General features: G+C 67.8%; 15 protein-coding genes. 11 read left to right on the top strand and 4 right to left on the bottom strand.

Annotated elements, in window-relative coordinates; all coding sequences use genetic code 11:
- Positions 1–117 precede the first annotated feature (117 nt).
- The 5 genes from BST44_RS11235 to BST44_RS11215 all read left to right on the top strand — a co-directional run bounded on the left by BST44_RS11235 (position 118) and on the right by BST44_RS11215 (position 4,872).
- Positions 118–1,032 (top strand): universal stress protein, encoded by a 915-nt coding sequence (locus tag BST44_RS11235; RefSeq protein ID WP_083177188.1) that lies wholly within the window; start codon positions 118–120, stop codon positions 1,030–1,032.
- A gap of 442 nt (positions 1,033–1,474) precedes the next feature.
- On the top strand, positions 1,475–2,377 hold the full coding sequence (locus tag BST44_RS11230; RefSeq protein WP_083177187.1) for an NAD-dependent epimerase/dehydratase family protein: 903 nt from the start codon (positions 1,475–1,477) through the stop codon (positions 2,375–2,377).
- A 9-nt stretch (positions 2,378–2,386) separates the two neighbouring features.
- A complete protein-coding gene (locus BST44_RS11225) occupies positions 2,387–2,833 on the top strand; it encodes a helix-turn-helix transcriptional regulator (RefSeq protein WP_083177186.1) in 447 nt (148 codons plus the stop codon).
- Between the two features lie 4 nt (positions 2,834–2,837).
- Positions 2,838–3,248: a VOC family protein gene (locus tag BST44_RS11220; RefSeq protein WP_083177185.1), complete on the top strand. Its 411-nt coding sequence runs from the start codon at positions 2,838–2,840 to the stop codon at positions 3,246–3,248.
- Positions 3,249–3,417: 169 nt separating this feature from the next.
- Positions 3,418–4,872, top strand: coding sequence for an aldehyde dehydrogenase family protein (locus tag BST44_RS11215; protein ID WP_083177222.1), 1,455 nt, complete (start codon positions 3,418–3,420; stop codon positions 4,870–4,872).
- Positions 4,873–4,939: 67 nt separating this feature from the next.
- On the opposite strand, the gene BST44_RS11210 is transcribed toward BST44_RS11215, so the two are convergent.
- Positions 4,940–5,194: a hypothetical protein gene (locus BST44_RS11210; protein ID WP_083177184.1), complete on the bottom strand. Its 255-nt coding sequence runs from the start codon at positions 5,192–5,194 to the stop codon at positions 4,940–4,942.
- A 258-nt stretch (positions 5,195–5,452) separates the two neighbouring features.
- Between BST44_RS11210 and BST44_RS11205 the strand changes: the two genes are divergently transcribed.
- Genes BST44_RS11205 through BST44_RS11195 form a run of 3 tightly spaced genes read left to right on the top strand, consistent with a single transcriptional unit; the run spans position 5,453 to position 7,231 of the window.
- Positions 5,453–6,097 carry an SOUL family heme-binding protein gene (locus BST44_RS11205; protein ID WP_439330710.1) on the top strand — a complete coding sequence of 215 codons (645 nt, stop codon included), beginning with the start codon at positions 5,453–5,455 and terminating at the stop codon, positions 6,095–6,097.
- 9 nt (positions 6,098–6,106) lie between these two features.
- Positions 6,107–6,331 (top strand): DUF2905 domain-containing protein, encoded by a 225-nt coding sequence (locus BST44_RS11200; RefSeq protein ID WP_083177183.1) that lies wholly within the window; start codon positions 6,107–6,109, stop codon positions 6,329–6,331.
- A 48-nt stretch (positions 6,332–6,379) separates the two neighbouring features.
- Complete coding sequence (locus BST44_RS11195) at positions 6,380–7,231, top strand: class I SAM-dependent methyltransferase (RefSeq protein WP_083177182.1); 852 nt, start codon at positions 6,380–6,382, stop codon at positions 7,229–7,231.
- On the opposite strand, the gene BST44_RS11190 is transcribed toward BST44_RS11195, so the two are convergent.
- Complete coding sequence (locus tag BST44_RS11190) at positions 7,218–8,228, bottom strand: NADP-dependent oxidoreductase (RefSeq protein WP_083177181.1); 1,011 nt, start codon at positions 8,226–8,228, stop codon at positions 7,218–7,220. The two genes, BST44_RS11195 and BST44_RS11190, sit on opposite strands and share 14 nt — an antisense overlap.
- A 52-nt stretch (positions 8,229–8,280) precedes the next feature.
- On the opposite strand from BST44_RS11190, the gene BST44_RS11185 reads away from it, so the two are divergent.
- Together BST44_RS11185 and BST44_RS11180 are read left to right on the top strand one after the other, a co-directional pair.
- Positions 8,281–8,955, top strand: a complete 675-nt coding sequence (locus tag BST44_RS11185; RefSeq protein ID WP_083177180.1) for a hypothetical protein — start codon at positions 8,281–8,283, stop codon at positions 8,953–8,955.
- A 29-nt stretch (positions 8,956–8,984) separates the two neighbouring features.
- Positions 8,985–9,833, top strand: coding sequence for a class I SAM-dependent methyltransferase (locus tag BST44_RS11180; protein ID WP_083177179.1), 849 nt, complete (start codon positions 8,985–8,987; stop codon positions 9,831–9,833).
- A gap of 10 nt (positions 9,834–9,843) precedes the next feature.
- Here BST44_RS11180 and BST44_RS11175 read toward each other — a convergent pair whose 3' ends face one another.
- Entirely contained in the window at positions 9,844–10,692 is an 849-nt protein-coding gene (locus BST44_RS11175) for a glycoside hydrolase family 16 protein (protein WP_083177178.1), read from the bottom strand.
- An 807-nt stretch (positions 10,693–11,499) separates the two neighbouring features.
- Here BST44_RS11175 and BST44_RS11165 point away from each other — a divergent pair.
- Positions 11,500–13,893: a plasma-membrane proton-efflux P-type ATPase gene (locus BST44_RS11165; protein ID WP_244184784.1), complete on the top strand. Its 2,394-nt coding sequence runs from the start codon at positions 11,500–11,502 to the stop codon at positions 13,891–13,893.
- A 58-nt stretch (positions 13,894–13,951) separates the two neighbouring features.
- Here the strand turns inward: BST44_RS11165 and BST44_RS11160 are convergent, their stop codons facing one another.
- Positions 13,952–14,593 carry a cutinase family protein gene (locus BST44_RS11160; protein WP_083177175.1) on the bottom strand — a complete coding sequence of 214 codons (642 nt, stop codon included), beginning with the start codon at positions 14,591–14,593 and terminating at the stop codon, positions 13,952–13,954.
- Positions 14,594–14,609 lie beyond the last annotated feature (16 nt).

The following is a 14,609-nucleotide window of genomic DNA, read 5'->3' as shown; positions in this document are numbered from 1 at the left end:
CCGGTGGGGACCAACGCCTCCTGCCCTGCGGCTCTGAATTGCCTAACGTCGCTCTCATCTCGCGCCGCCGAAGTCCGCGCGGCGCAGCCGGGTACCACCTCGGGAAGGGAGATTCGGATGTCACCAGAACCAACGTCGTTGGGAATCGTTGTCGGTGTCGACGGCTCATCGCCGTCGATCGCGGCGGTCGAGTGGGCCGCGCGAGAGGCCGAGATGCGCAATGTGGCACTGAAGTTGGTGTATGTCTCGCCGCCGATTCCTGCTTTCAGCGAACCCTTGCCGCCGGCCACGCTACCCGTCGAATATGCGGCTGCGCAGCAGGACTTCGAGCATCACCTTCTGGAAACGGCCTGCAAGATCGCCGCCGAAGCCGCGCCGGGTCGCGTGTCTCATGTGAGCAGCGAGGCGTTGTTCGGGCCGATAATTCCGACCCTGGTCGACCTCTCATCGCGAGCTGAGATGATCGTGGTCGGCTGCTCCGGCCAGGGTGCGGTGGCGCGCGCGGTACTCGGATCGGTGAGCTCCGACCTGATCCGCCGTGCGCAGTGCCCGGTTGCGGTCATCCACCATGACGAGGCACTTCCGATATCGCCTCAGGCGCCGGTGGTGGTGGGTATCGACGGCTCGCCGACCTCGGCGCTGGCCACCGAAATCGCGTTCGACGAGGCATCCCGGCGCGGCGTCGACCTGGTGGCGCTGCATGCCTGGGATGACATGGGGGCACTGGAGTTCGGGCGCCCCGGGCGGGCTCCGATCGAATGGGCGAACTACGAGGCTCGTGAACAAGAGGTGCTTGCAGAGCGTCTGTCGGGATGGCAGGAACGCTATCCCGACGTCGTCGTGCACAAGATCGCGGTGAGCGATCGACCCAAGCCCCGGCTACTCGAACAAGCCGGGAAGGCGCAACTTCTGGTCGTGGGCAGCCATGGCCGTGGCGGCTTCACCGGCATGCTGCTCGGGTCGGTCAGCCGGGGCGTCGTCCACGCCGCGCGGATACCGGTGATCGTCGCCAGGGCGCCTCAACACCACTAGCTTCCGCATGACCGAAGTCAACGAGACAGCCGCGATCGACGTTACCGATCGAAATTACTGGGCGCGCACCAGCTGTTTCATCTGCTTGTTGCAGCACATTTCGGAGTGCTCGTTCTCCGACGTGCACGGACACGGCTTCTCGTAAATCAACACTGCCCCGCACTCTTCGCACTCAAAGCGTTCTCCAGCGCCTCGCGACATGATGTCCTCCTTTTTGCGTTCCTCTTACACCGACAGACGAGCCAGGACAGCGGAGCCGGAGTCTTCGGCACGCTCGGGCCCAGCCACACCACGCCCGGGGGCCTGATCTGTCGAACGAACCCGTCCAGCCGTGTACGCGGCGGCTGCCGTCATGTGTCGAATGATGTCGCACGCACTGACGTGAAGGTAGGGACCATCGGCCCTAAAGGGGGAGTCGTCGCAGCACCGCTACTATCAGCCCATGCGCGGATCCAAGATCCTGATCACCGGCCCGACCGGTCAAATCGCGACTCCCATCGCACGGGCGCTCGCGGCCGACAACGAGGTGTGGGGCATCGCCCGGTTCACCGACGCGGCGGCGCGGGAGGGGCTGGAGAAGGCGGGCGTCCGCTGCCAGACGGTCAACCTGGCGGCCGGCGAGTTCGCCGACCTGCCAGACGATTTCGAGTACGTCCTCAACCTGGCGGTCGCCAAGAGCGGACATTGGGACAAGGATCTCGCGGCCAACGCCGAGTCGGTGGGCCTGCTCATGGCGCACTGCCGCGGCGCGAAGGCGTTCCTGCATTGCTCTTCCGCCGCCGTCTACGACCCGCCCGACGACGACCCGCGAGCCGAGGACGCCGCCCTGGGCGACAACCACAAGTGCCTGTTCCCCACCTACTCCATTTCCAAGATCGCCGGCGAGGTCGTGGCCCGGTCGATGGCGCGCGCCCTCGACGTGCCCACCACCGTCGCCAGGCTCAACGTTCCCTACGGCGACAACGGCGGGTGGCCGTTCTACCACATGGAGATGATGCTGGCGGGCATCCCGATCCCGGTCCCACCCGGTGAGGCCGCCCGCTACAACCCGATTCACGAGGACGACATCATCGCGACCATCCCGAAGCTGCTGGAGGTCGCATCGGTCCCGGCCACGACGGTGAACTGGTGCGGCGACCAGACGGTCAGCATTCAGGAGTGGTGTGGCTATCTGGGTTCGCTGGTGGGCAAGGAGCCGGTCTTCGACGTCAGCGGGCAAGCGCTGCGCGGCAATCCGACAACCACCGACCGGATGCACGAACTGATCGGCGGCACCACCGTCGACTGGCGTGACGGCCTGCGCCGGATGGCGGCCAAGTTCCATCCGGAGCTGTTGGGCGCCTAGGGCTTATCGGTGCGCCTCGGATCCGACGGTCAGCGGCTGCGCAACCTGGCGCTGCTCCGCCGTGTCCGCGACCGGATCGATCGCGAGTACGCGCGGCCGCTGGACGTGGAGGCGCTCGCCCGCGACGTGCACATGTCCGCGGGCCACCTGAGCCGCGAGTTCCGCCGGGCGTACGGAGAATCGCCCTACTCCTATCTGATGACGCGGCGCATCGAACGCGCGATGGCGCTCCTGCGGCGCGGCGACCTCAGCGTCACCGACGTGTGTTTCGCCGTCGGGTGCTCCTCGTTGGGCACCTTCAGCACTCGGTTCACCGAACTGGTCGGCATGCCACCGAGCGCCTACCGGCGCCGCGCGGCGGACGCGTTGGCGGGGATGCCGCCGTGCGTGGCCAAACAGGTGACCAGACCGATCAGGAATCGAGAAGCGGCGGCCGCCGGGCCGCACCTAGCCTGACCCCATGGACATCACCATTCACTCGAGCTTCCTGCCGCACGACGACCCGGACTCCTCGCTCGCCTTCTATCGCGACATCCTCGGCTTCGACGTCCGCCTGGACGTCGGCAAGGGCAAGATGCGCTGGATTACCGTCGGACCCCCGAACCAGCCCGACACGTCGATCGTGCTGAACCCGCCGGCTGCCAACCCGGGCCTCACCGACGACGAGCGGCGGACGATCGCCGAGATGATGGCCAAGGGCAGCTACGCCACGTTGCTGTTGGCGACCAAGGACCTCGACCGCACCTTCGAGCAACTGCAGGCCAACGACGTCGACATCGTCCAGGAACCGACGGAACAGCCGTACGGATTGCGCGACTGCGCCGTCCGCGATCCCGCGGGCAACCTGGTCCGGATCCAAGAGCTGCGCTGAACGCCGGCCGGGTGGTCGGCGGCCCCTAGCCGTTTCCGCGGCCACGCGCCGGGGCCTCGTCCGTGAACGCGACTCTTGACCGCGCCGCACGCCCAATGCTAAGCAAGTGCTCAGCATCAGAGCAGCATTGGCGCGGGCCGTGGCGGCCCCGCGACACGAGAGGGGCCAGATGACGCTGCAGACGGTATTGGACGACCTCCGGAGCCGGCCCGGAACGGGTGACGTCATCGCGGTGATCGATCCCGCCACCGAGGAGACGATCACCGAGTTCATCGATTGCGGGGAAGCGGCGGTCAACGATGCGGCCGCGCGCGCGAGGGCCTCGTTCGACGCGGGCGTCTGGTCCCAGCTCCCGGGCCGCGAGCGGGCCAAGGTGATGTGGCGTATCGCTGATCTGATCGACGAACACGCCGAAGATTTCGCCCAACTCGACTCGCTCAACACGGGCATGCCGTTGCTGCAGGCGCAGTTGCAGATGTCCACCTGCGCGGAGTTCTTCCGCTACTACGCGGGCTGGTGTTCCAAGCTCAACGGCGTCGCCTACGACGTGCAGACCGACGGCATCGCGACCGACGCCTTCGTCAGCATGCACGCCTACACCCTCAAGGAGCCCTTCGGCGTGGTGGGGCTGATCTTCCCGTGGAACGGGCCGATCTTCAATGCCAGCGCGAAGCTCGCGCCCGCGCTCGCGGCCGGCTGCAGCATGCTGGTCAAGCCCGCCGAGGAGACCCCGCTGTCGGCTCTGTTGCTGGACAGGCTGGTGCACCAGGCCGGCGTTCCCCAGGGTGTGGTCAACCTGCTCACCGGCTACGGTCACACCGCCGGGGCCGCCATCACCGCACATCCCGACGTCGAGAAGGTGGCCTTCACCGGGTCCACCGAGGTCGGCAAGGAGATCGTGCGCGCCTCGGCCGGCAATCTCAAGAAGGTCATGCTCGAACTCGGCGGGAAGTCGCCGGTGCTGATCTTCGACGACGCCGACCTGGACAAGGCCATCATGATGGCCTCGCTGGGCATCTTCGTGCACTCCGGTCAGGGATGCGTCTGCGGGTCAAGGGTTTTCGTGCAGCGCGGCGTCTACGAACGGGTGGTGGAAGGCATCGCGATGATGGCGAACACATTCAAGCTGGGCGCGCCCGGCGAGGAGGGCTGCGTCAGCGGCCCGTTGATCAGCCAGAAGCAGCTGAACCGCGTCATGGGCTTCATCGACGAGGGCAGGAGCGACGGCGTCGAAGTGGTCACCGGCGGGTACCGCTTGGACCGCAGGGGCTACTTCGTTCACCCGACCGTGCTCACCGACGTCGACCCCGGCATGCGGCTGTATCAGCAGGAGATTTTCGGGCCGGTGGTCAGCATCCTGCCGTTCGACGACGAAGACGAGGCCGTGGCCATGGCCAACGACACCACCTACGGCCTGGCCGCCACCGCGTGGACCGAAAACCTCGGCCGCGCCCACCGGATCGTCAAGCGGCTGCAGGCCGGCAGCGTCCAGGTCAACTGCCAGTTGGTGTTCGACCACGACGTGCCGTTCGGCGGTTACAAGCAATCCGGCTGGGGTCACGAATTCGGGCGCGAGGGCATCGAGGCCTACATGAAGACCAAGTCGGTCTGGGCGCAGCTCTAGCCGCGGTGCAGGCGCGAAAGTTCCGAACCCGCATGAGGTCCGGAACTTCGCACCGCCAGGACCGAAATCAAGATCCCTTGGCGTACCGGGTCAGGAACCCGAAAGCCGCGACCGCCGCGACCGCGCCGATCACTCCCCACAGCACCAGCTGGAACACCATCGCCCCCAGGAGCCAGCCGAATGTCATCCCGATGTAGAGGGCCCAGATCAGCCGGAAGGCGCTCCACAGCGCGACCGCGCCTGCGCTGAGTCCGATGTAGAGGCTGCGCTGACGGTCGACCCGATTGATCTGCTCTTCGATGCTGGCCGGGACGATCTTCATTTCTGACTTCCTTTCGTGTGGCGCCGCCGGACTGGCGTCGTCGTTGCGCCCAGTACAGGCCGCCGAATCGGCTACCGATCCCAACCCACCGGCGCGGCGAAAGCGTGGCGCCCCAGGGTGGGGCGTCACCTCACTTGCGGTGACGGGACACAGGTGGGTCAATTCAGGGGGCGGCCGCGCGTGCCGCTCCGCTCGCCCGGGCACCCGCCGGGGGGCCGCGGTGCCCGGCCAGTGCAGCGAAGGGGAACGATCCTGATGATGAGTCCGATCAAGCTTGCCGAGCAGGTCGCCGAAGCGGTTCTGGCCGTGGGCGGGATCCGGGTGGGCACCGAGGAGCCCAAGTACACCCTCCGCCCGCTGACCGGCAGTGTCGAGATCCGCAGCTACGGACCGCGGCTTGCCGCGGAGACGCTGGTCGACGCCGACGAGAACCGCGCGCGCGACGTCGGATTCCGACGACTGGCCCGCTACATCTTCGGCGGTAACCGGCGCGACGAATCGATTTCGATGACGGCACCCGTCGGCCAGCGGTCGAGCGGAGGCGGTGAGCAGATCGCCATGACCGCGCCGGTCGCCCAATCCGCCGACGCCGAGAACGGCTATGTGATCAGGTTTTTCATGCCGGAAAAGTGGACGATGGAGACCCTTCCGGTGCCCGACGACGATCAGGTCCGCCTGGTCACGGTGCCCCCGGTGACGGTGGCCGTGCTGCGATTCAGCGGCGATCGCAGCCCCCGGGCGGTCGCAACGCGTACCGACGAACTTTTGAAGCTGTTACAGGACAAGGGAATCCGGGCCACCGGAAAGGCCGAGGCCTGGTTCTACGATCCGCCCTGGACGCTGCCGATGCGGCGGCGCAACGAGGTCGCGGTTCCGATCGATCCCGCGTCCGCGCCGGCCTAGGGGCCCGGCATGGATCGCACTACCGGTCCGTTCGTCGTCGCCGCGGGGATATTCCTTGTGTTGCTGGGCATCCTGGCGTGGGCCGGTGGGCTGACATGGTTCGGTCGCCTGCCGGGTGACGTCCGGATCGAACACGGTAACGTGCGCATCTTCGTCCCCGTGGTCTCGATGCTGCTGGTGTCGGTCGCGGCGACGCTCGTGCTGTCGCTCGTGCGGTTCCTGTTTCGGCGCTGAGCCGCGCCGCGGGCGCGTCCGGTGCGTCGCCGGTTACGGTTTGGCGTGATGACTCATCGCGACGACGGGAAAGTGGACGCCGGGCTGTTGACCGGTGTCTCGGAGACGGCGCTGCTCACCCTCTACGGCAGGGCATACCAGGCCGGACAGCGGGAACCGATCATCGACGATCCGATGGCCGTCAGCCTGGTGCAGGCCCTCGACTTCGACTTCGAAAAGTTCGGGCGCAGAGGCCAGGAGATGGCGCTACGGTCGCTGGCCGTCGACCGGTGCGCGATCGACTACCTCGCCGCGCACCCCAGGGCGACCGTCGTCGCGCTCGCCGAAGGCCTCCAGACGTCCTTCTGGCGCCTGGACCGCGCGCTGCCCGACGCACAATTCCGTTGGCTCTCGGTGGATTTGCCGCCGGTCGTCGACCTGCGGCGGCGGCTGCTGCCGCGATCCCCGCGGATCACTGATCTCGCGCAGTCCGCCCTCGACTACAGCTGGATCGATCAGGTCGACGCGGGCGACGGCGTGTTCGTCACCGCCGAAGGGCTGCTGATGTACCTGCAACCCGACCAGGCGTTGGGGCTGATCGCCGAGTGCGCCAAGCGGTTTCCCGGGGGCCAGATGTTCTTCGACCTACCGCCGACGATCGTCAAGAAAGTCGCGCGAAGGGGGCTGCGTTCGTCCAAGCGCTACCGGGTGCCGCCGATGCCGTTCAGCCTCTCGGTGCGGCAACTGGCGAAGCTGGCCGACACCATGCCCGGGATCCGGGCGGTGCACGATGTACCGATGCCCGCGGGACGGGGCCTGTTCTTCGGAACGCTGTACCCCGCGTTCTGGCGTTTCCCACCGGTGAAGCCGTATCGCGGCGTCTTCGCCCTACTCGAATTCGGCTCAGTCAGCCGACCTTGACCACCAGCTTGCCGACATTCTTGCCGTCAAAGAGCATGTTGATCGCCGTCGGCAATTGCTCGAAGCCCTCGACGACGGTCTCGAGCGGCGTGAGCTTTCCGGCCTCGATCAGGCTCGCGATTTCGGTCATCGCTTCCGGCGCGCGCCCGAAGTGGTCGAGCACGATGAAGCCCCGCAGCGTGGCTCGCTGGATGAGCAGATTCCCGAATGCCCGCGGGCCCGGCGGGGGATCGGCCGCGTTGTAACCGGAGATCAGGCCGCACAGGGCCACGCGGGCACCGATGTTGAGGCGTGCGAAGATCGCGTCCATCAGGTCGCCACCGACGTTTTCGAAGTCGACGTCGATGCCGTTGGGCGTCGCCGCCGCCAGCTGGGCGGCCCAGTCGTCGGCGCGGTGGTCCACGGCCGCGTCGAAGCCGAGCTGGTCGGTGAGCAGCGCGCACTTCTCGGGCCCACCGGCGATCCCGACGACGCGAGCCCCGGCGGCCTTGGCGAGCTGGCCGGCGACCGAGCCGACCGCGCCCGCCGCCGCGGAGACGACGACCGTCTCACCCGGCTGCGGCTTGCCGATATCGCGGATCCCGATCCAGGCGGTGAGACCGGTCATCCCCAGCGCGCCCAGGTAGGCACTGGGCGAGATGCCTTCCGCCACGTCGACCGGGTTCACCATCGCCGTGTCCGACAGGACGGCGTACTCCTGCCAGCCGAGCAGGCCCTGCACTTTCTGGCCGACCGCAAACCTCGGAGTCTTCGACGCGACGATCTCACCGAGCCCGCCCGCGCGCATGACCTCACCGATCCCCACCGGCGGCAGGTAGGACGGGGTGTCGTTGATCCACATGCGGTTGGTGGGGTCGAGCGAGATCCAGTCGACGCGCGCGAGCGCCTCGCCGTCGTTGAGCTCGGGGATCGCCTCCTCGCTCAGTTCGAAGGTGTCCGGACCGATGCGTCCGGTGGGGCGTTGGCGAAGCAGGAAACGACGGTTTCGATCGGCCATATGCGCACCGTACCCTTCAACGAGGGGCCCGCCGAACGAAGGGTTTTGCGCGGTGAACGTGATGTCGCGAATCGTGGCTGGCCCCATCGCCGCGCTGACCCTTGCGGCCCTATCGCTGCCCGGGTCGGCCGCCGCGGACCCGCCGCCCACCCAGCAGATCACCGTCATGGCAGTCGGCCCCGATGGCCAACCGATCAACGGTTACCGAGTCGCCTCCAAACCGGGCAACGTCGGCCAGGCCAGCGACTGCAGCACGCCGTCGCCGTCGGCGGTGGCCGACAACGTGTACTCCTGCTCGCCGAGCGCGGCCGGCGCGGGCACCTGCTGGCCCTCGACGCCCGGGACGCTGCTGTGCGTGGACGATCCCTGGGACAGGAGCATGCATCGCGTGACGTATGACCGCCCGCTTCCACCCGTGACCGCGCCCGCCACCCCGGACCCGTTTGCGCTGACGCTCGACGATGGCACCCGCTGCCGGCTCCGCAATGGCGGGGCCTGGGGATGGCGCGCCGACGGCTACGAGGGCGCCTACTGGTGCGGCGACCCGCACGCAAACCTTTCGGTGCTGTGGCTGCCCAGCCAGGGCGCCGGGAGCTGTATCGACCGCTCGTCGGCGGCGTGGACCGTCAAGGTCGGTCAGCTCGGCACCGGGGAGGCCGGCCTGCCGCCGCCCCAAACGCGGGCGGTGGCGGAAGCGTGGTTCGCGGGAGGCAAGGCCGGTCAATAGGCCGGCGCTGGTCCTGCTATAACCCACGTATGTCAGCCCCCAGGCACACGATCACCCATGTCTCGGACACCGCCCGCTGGACCGCGCTGCACCGGGCGACCGAGTCCGCCCGGCCCGATGCGCTGTTCCGCGACCCGCTCGCCGAACGCCTCGCGGGCGAACACGGCCGGGCGATCGTCGAGAACGTTCGCTGGACGGATCGCAGCGGTTTCTGGCTGGTCGCCCGCACCAAGCTCATCGATGACGCCATCGCCGAAGCGCTCGCGAACGGCTGCGACCGGGTGCTGAACCTGGCCGCCGGCCTGGACACCCGGCCCTACCGCTTAGACCTCCCAGCCGATCTCACCTGGATCGAGGCCGATCTGCCCAAGCTGCTCGAGGAGAAGACGCAAGTACTCGCCGATCAGACCCCGCGCTGCCGACTCCACCGCATAGCGGTCGACCTGGCCGACCCGCAGGCCCGAGACGCGTTCTTCAACGACGCGCTCGACGGTGCGTCGAAGGCCTTCGTGCTGACCGAGGGTCTGTCGATGTATCTCGAACCCACCGCCATCGCCGGGCTTTCGGGTGCGATCAAGCGGCCCGAAGTCGCATGGTGGATGCTCGATTTCGCCTTTCCCGGGCTGAAGAAGCGAATCAACAAGAATGTCGCCGGAATCTCGGAGAACGCGCCGTTCAAATTCGCACCCGACAACGGGCTGGCCTTCTTCGAAAACCTCGGCTGGCGGACCGTCGAGGCGGAATCGGTGCTGCTGGCCGCCCACCGATTGCATCGCCTACCGATCTGGATGCGCCCGCTTGCCTGGCTGCCTCGACCGGATTTGCGCCGTCCGGGCGGCAGAAGATCCTCGAGTGCGGTCGCCCTGCTGACCCACTGACGGCGGCTTCCTACCAGACGCGGATCCAGTCGACGAGCATGTCGGCGGGGTAGGTCCCCGGGCCGGGGTCGCCGCCGCCGGAACCCGCGACCGCCAGGTTGAACACCGGGTAGACCGTGTAACCCGGTCTGTTGAACGGCCAGTCCGGCAGGGAGCTCGCCGGCACGTCGAAGTAGGGTTGCGCGCCGTCGGCGTAGTCCTTCCAGAACCGGATCCCGGCCTCGTCCCACTGGGTGCGCCAGGTGTGCCATCCGCTGTCCATCGCGATGTTGTGGGTCTTCCATTCACCGCCATTGGCTTTCGCGTGGACGGTGGTCGCCGAGGGCCAGCTGCCGTTGCCATACCACTCCATGACGTCGATCTCACCCTGGTCCTCGTTGCCCAGCCAATAGGCGGGCCAGGCGCCGGCGGTCAGGCAGTTGAGTTTGATGCGCGCTTCCCAGGTGTGGCCGACGCCGCCGCGCCAGAGGCTTTGCACCTTGCCGCTGAAGTACGTGGGGCCGTCCTTGGCGGCGCGCAGCACGAGGTTGGAGTTGCCGTCGAGGAAGACATTGCGACGATCGTCGCGGTACTGCCCGATGTGGTCGGGCTGCTCCCAGTACGTCGGGTCTTTGATCGTCTCGCGGGCCTTGGCCACCGTCCACTTCGACGAGTCGGGCGCCGAACCGGCGGCACCGTCGAATTCGTCGTGGAAAACATAAGTGCCGGTTTGGCCGCTGGGCGCGGCGGGGGCGGGCGGGCGGCCTGCTGACCGGTCGCTTCCCGTGGGGTGGGCGCGGGCCTGCGGCGCAGGCAGCGCGGCCGCGAGCACGCCGATCCCGGTCGTCAGCATCATGCGGCGGCGATCCATCTTGGGCATACGCAAGGGACCCTAGCAGCCGGGGTGCGCGGAGCCGAAACGGGAAATGTGTCGGTGTCCGCCGCTAACGTTTCGAATCGCCGCCCGGTTCAACCCGGCGGGCGGCAAGGAAGGGGCTGGAGGATTGGTCGAGAAATTCATGGCCAATTCTCAACTTCGTGGGTGGTTTGGTCTCAGGATCGGCCGGGCATTCTGAGATCACAAGCCGATAACCACAAGTCATGGCTTTTGCGGGTTGGACCGGGAGGAGTTAACGATCGTGGCTAATACAACGGGAGCGACGGTTATATTCCTTCAGTCCCATCCGATATGGACGGCGGCCCAGCGGCACGAACGTGAGCGCAACGAGGCGATGCGCCGTCATCCCGCTTTCCGCGCGCGTCAGCGTGTGGCGGCGGCCGGCGGCGAGATCATCCCGCTTATCCGCGACTTCAAGCTCTACTCGAGTACGAACACCCCCGCCTGAAATAACTCGTCCGCAAATTGCGCACGGAGCGCCCGGCTACAGCGCCTTCTCGGCGGAGCTAATCGTGTCGTGAAAACGATCAGATAACTCGGCGCCTGGCCGGGAAGCCCTCCGCGACTTGGCCGTCCGCCTCGTCTCCGACGGAAGCCATACTCCCGTCCCGATTTCGCCAAAAATGCGGCGCGCCCGCTTCCCCCGCCCGCACGACCCGAAATGGCTGTGCCGCGATGCCGCGTAATGGCCGGATCAAGTCGTGCGATATCGCGGGCCGTTCGGCCCTACTCGGCGCCGGGCGAAGGTGCCAAGGTAGACGCCGGACATCGCCACATCGGGGAGACGGGTTGACACACGCCAGCGAATTGACGGGAACTCCAACGGGTTTGACGACCGCGGAGGCGCAGCAGCGACTGCAGCGCTACGGCCCCAACGAAATAGCCGAGCGGCACCGCAACCCGGTATTGGAATTCCTGGGCTACTTCTGGGCGCCGATACCGTGGATGATCGAAGTCGCTCTGGCGCTGTCGCTGGCCGCGCGGCACTGGACGGACGCGGCGATCATCGGGGTGTTGCTCGCGATGAACGGGCTGGTGGCGTTCTTCGAGGAACACCAGGCGGCCAACGCGATCGCCGCGCTCAAGCAGCGGCTGGCGACCTCGGCGCGGGCACTGCGCGACGGCGCCTGGGTGACGGTACCGGTGCGCGAGCTGGTGCCCGGTGACGTCGTGCGGGTGCGCCTCGGGGACGTGGTTCCGGCCGATCTGCGGGTGCTCGACGACGCCACCCTCGAGGTGGATCAGTCCGCGCTGACCGGCGAGTCGCTCGCCGTCAGTCGCGGGCGGGGCCAGGACCTTTTTTCGGGGTCCGTACTGGTGCGGGGGGAGGCCGACGCCCTGGTGTGCGCCACCGGGGCCTCGTCGTACATGGGCAAGACCACGGCCCTGGTGCAAAGTGCGGGCACGGTCAGCCACTTTCAGCGCGCGGTGCTGCGGATCGCCAACTACCTGATCGTGATCGCGCTGGTGCTGGTGACGTTGACGGTTGCCGTCTCGCTGGTGCGCGGCAACCCGGTGTTGCAGACCCTGGAGTTCGCCCTCGTCGTCACGATCGCCTCGATCCCGGTCGCGCTGCCGGCGGTGCTGTCGGTGACGATGGCCATCGGCGCGCGCGAGCTCGCGCGTCACGAGGCCGTCGTCAGCCACCTGCCGGCAGTCGAGGAACTCGGCGGGATCGACCTGCTGTGTTCGGACAAGACCGGCACCCTGACGCAGAACCGTCTCGCCCTGGCCGCACGCTGGACCGCCGCCACCGTCCGCGACGACGAACTGCTCGCCGCCGCCGCGCTGGCTTCGCGCGAAGAGGACAACGACCTCATCGATCTGGCGGTGCTGGCCGCCGCGGGACCGGCACCGGCGGGGCGGGTGGACGAATTCGTCCCCTTCGATCCGGTCAGCAAGCGCACCGAGGCGCTGGTCCGCGACCCCGAGGGGCGGACGTTTCGGGTCAGCAAGGGAGCGCCGCAGGTCATCGCCGCGCTGTGCGGAGGTGACGGCGCGTCCGCCGAGGTCGACCGCGTGGTCGAACGGTTCGCCGCCCGCGGTTACCGGGCTCTGGGCGTGGCGAAGACGGACGGCGGCGGCTCGTGGCGGCTGATGGGTGTGCTGGCACTGGCCGACCCGCCCCGCGAGGATTCGGCGGCGACGATCACCGCCGCCAGGGAACTCGGCATCGACGTCAAGATGGTGACCGGTGACCAGGTCGCCATCGGCCGCGAGATCGCCCGCCAGGTGGGGCTGGGCGATCAGATCCTCGACGCCGCCATCCTCGACGGCGGCGGCGACAATCTGGGCGCCCGGGTGGAGGCGACCGACGGGTTTGCGCAGGTCTTCCCCGAGCACAAGTACCACATCGTGCGGTTGATGCAGGGCCGCGGGCACATCGTCGGCATGACGGGCGATGGCGTCAACGACGCGCCCGCCCTCAAGCAGGCCGACGCCGGCATCGCGGTATCCGGGGCCACGGACGCCGCCCGCGCGGCCGCCGACGTGGTGTTGCTCGCGCCGGGGCTGTCGGTGATCGTGGCCGCAATCGGGCTGGCCCGCGAGATCTTCGCCCGGCTGACGAGCTACGCCACCTATCGCATCGCCGAAACCATTCGGGTGCTGCTGCTGATCACCCTGGCGGTCGTGTCCATGAACTTCTTCCCGGTCACCGCCGCCATGATCGTGTTCCTCGCGCTGCTCAACGACGGCGCGATCCTGTCCATCGCGTACGACCATGTGCGCGGCTCACCCAGGCCGGTCCGGTGGGACATGCGCGCCGTGCTGACCATCGCCACCGTGCTGGGCGTGATCGGGGTCGTCGCGACCTTCACCCTGTTCTTCATCGCCGATCGCGTGTTCGGGCTCAGCCATGACTTCATCCGCACGATGATCTACCTGAAGTTGTCCGTCGCGGGGCAGCTGACCATCTTCCTCACCCGCTCCCGCGGCCCGTTCTGGTCGCGGCCCGCGCCCGCACCGCTGCTGCTCGGCGCGGTCATCACGGCGCAAAGCGCCGCCACGTTGATCTCCGTCTACGGCGTGGCCATGACACCGCTGGGGTGGCGGTGGGCCGGCCTCGTCTGGGGCTACTCGGTGCTGTGGTTCCTCTTCAACGACCGGATCAAGCTCATCGCTTACCGCTGGCTCGACCGCCATCCCCGCACTGATCGCCAAAAATTAAGCGTCTCATCCTGATTGGTCACGACGGAACGACCACCGTGCGCGCGTTTCAGGCTTCGATCGCAAGCCGCGGTCAGAGTTTGCCGGCGACGAAGTCGGCGGCCTGATTGGCCATGCCGGCGTCGATGTACGCCCCGGCGAGGTGCTGCGGCCAGTTCGCCTTCCAGGTGTTCGGGTCGGCCGGGTTACAGATGGGATCGGCGCCGTGGCACAACTCGATGGTCCGGTCGTTGTAGACAGGGCTGAAATTGGTGATCGGACCCACCCACTGGCTGCCGTTGCCGAACAGCGCCACCGCCGCGATGTGCTGATCGGCGCCGGGCGGCAAGGGGCTGTCGAAACCGAACGCACTGATGGGCGCCGCGAGCACGACGTCGGTGACGGCCGCCCCCAGCGAGTAACCGCCCAGCACCAGCCGGGTGTTGGGGCAGTTGGTGATCATGTCCTGGACGTGGCGGCTCATGTCGTTGGCGCCCTGAGCGACCTCGGTATCCGCGGGGTAGTTCACGGCATATACGCCGACGTTCTTGTTGACCTTGGATCGCAGCGAACTGATGAACGCGTTGCCCAGCGCTCCCGGTCCGGGCGCCTCCATGCGCCCGCGGGCGAACACCACCTGAACCGGTGGGCAGCCGGCCGCGACGGCACTCGGCATGCCGAACGACGGCAAAGCGGCGGGCACGACCAGCATGGCCGCGGCGAGAACCACCGCCATGCCGATGTCACCGAGT

Origin of the sequence: Mycobacterium scrofulaceum (assembly GCF_002086735.1) — a bacterium.
In the GTDB taxonomy this organism is placed as follows: domain Bacteria; phylum Actinomycetota; class Actinomycetes; order Mycobacteriales; family Mycobacteriaceae; genus Mycobacterium; species Mycobacterium scrofulaceum.
Note: the sequence above shows the minus strand (reverse complement) of the source record. Positions and strands in the feature narration are given on the sequence as shown.

Coding starts and splice junctions, on each gene's coding strand:
- BST44_RS11235 (WP_083177188.1), top strand. CDS start 118: ATGTCACCAGAACCAACGTCGTTGGGAATCGTTGTCGGTGTCGACGGC.
- BST44_RS11230 (WP_083177187.1), top strand. CDS start 1,475: ATGCGCGGATCCAAGATCCTGATCACCGGCCCGACCGGTCAAATCGCG.
- BST44_RS11220 (WP_083177185.1), top strand. CDS start 2,838: ATGGACATCACCATTCACTCGAGCTTCCTGCCGCACGACGACCCGGAC.
- BST44_RS11215 (WP_083177222.1), top strand. CDS start 3,418: ATGACGCTGCAGACGGTATTGGACGACCTCCGGAGCCGGCCCGGAACG.
- BST44_RS11210 (WP_083177184.1), bottom strand. CDS start 5,194: ATGAAGATCGTCCCGGCCAGCATCGAAGAGCAGATCAATCGGGTCGAC.
- BST44_RS11205 (WP_439330710.1), top strand. CDS start 5,453: ATGAGTCCGATCAAGCTTGCCGAGCAGGTCGCCGAAGCGGTTCTGGCC.
- BST44_RS11200 (WP_083177183.1), top strand. CDS start 6,107: ATGGATCGCACTACCGGTCCGTTCGTCGTCGCCGCGGGGATATTCCTT.
- BST44_RS11195 (WP_083177182.1), top strand. CDS start 6,380: ATGACTCATCGCGACGACGGGAAAGTGGACGCCGGGCTGTTGACCGGT.
- BST44_RS11190 (WP_083177181.1), bottom strand. CDS start 8,228: ATGGCCGATCGAAACCGTCGTTTCCTGCTTCGCCAACGCCCCACCGGA.
- BST44_RS11180 (WP_083177179.1), top strand. CDS start 8,985: ATGTCAGCCCCCAGGCACACGATCACCCATGTCTCGGACACCGCCCGC.
- BST44_RS11175 (WP_083177178.1), bottom strand. CDS start 10,692: ATGCCCAAGATGGATCGCCGCCGCATGATGCTGACGACCGGGATCGGC.
- BST44_RS11160 (WP_083177175.1), bottom strand. CDS start 14,593: ATGGCGGTGGTTCTCGCCGCGGCCATGCTGGTCGTGCCCGCCGCTTTG.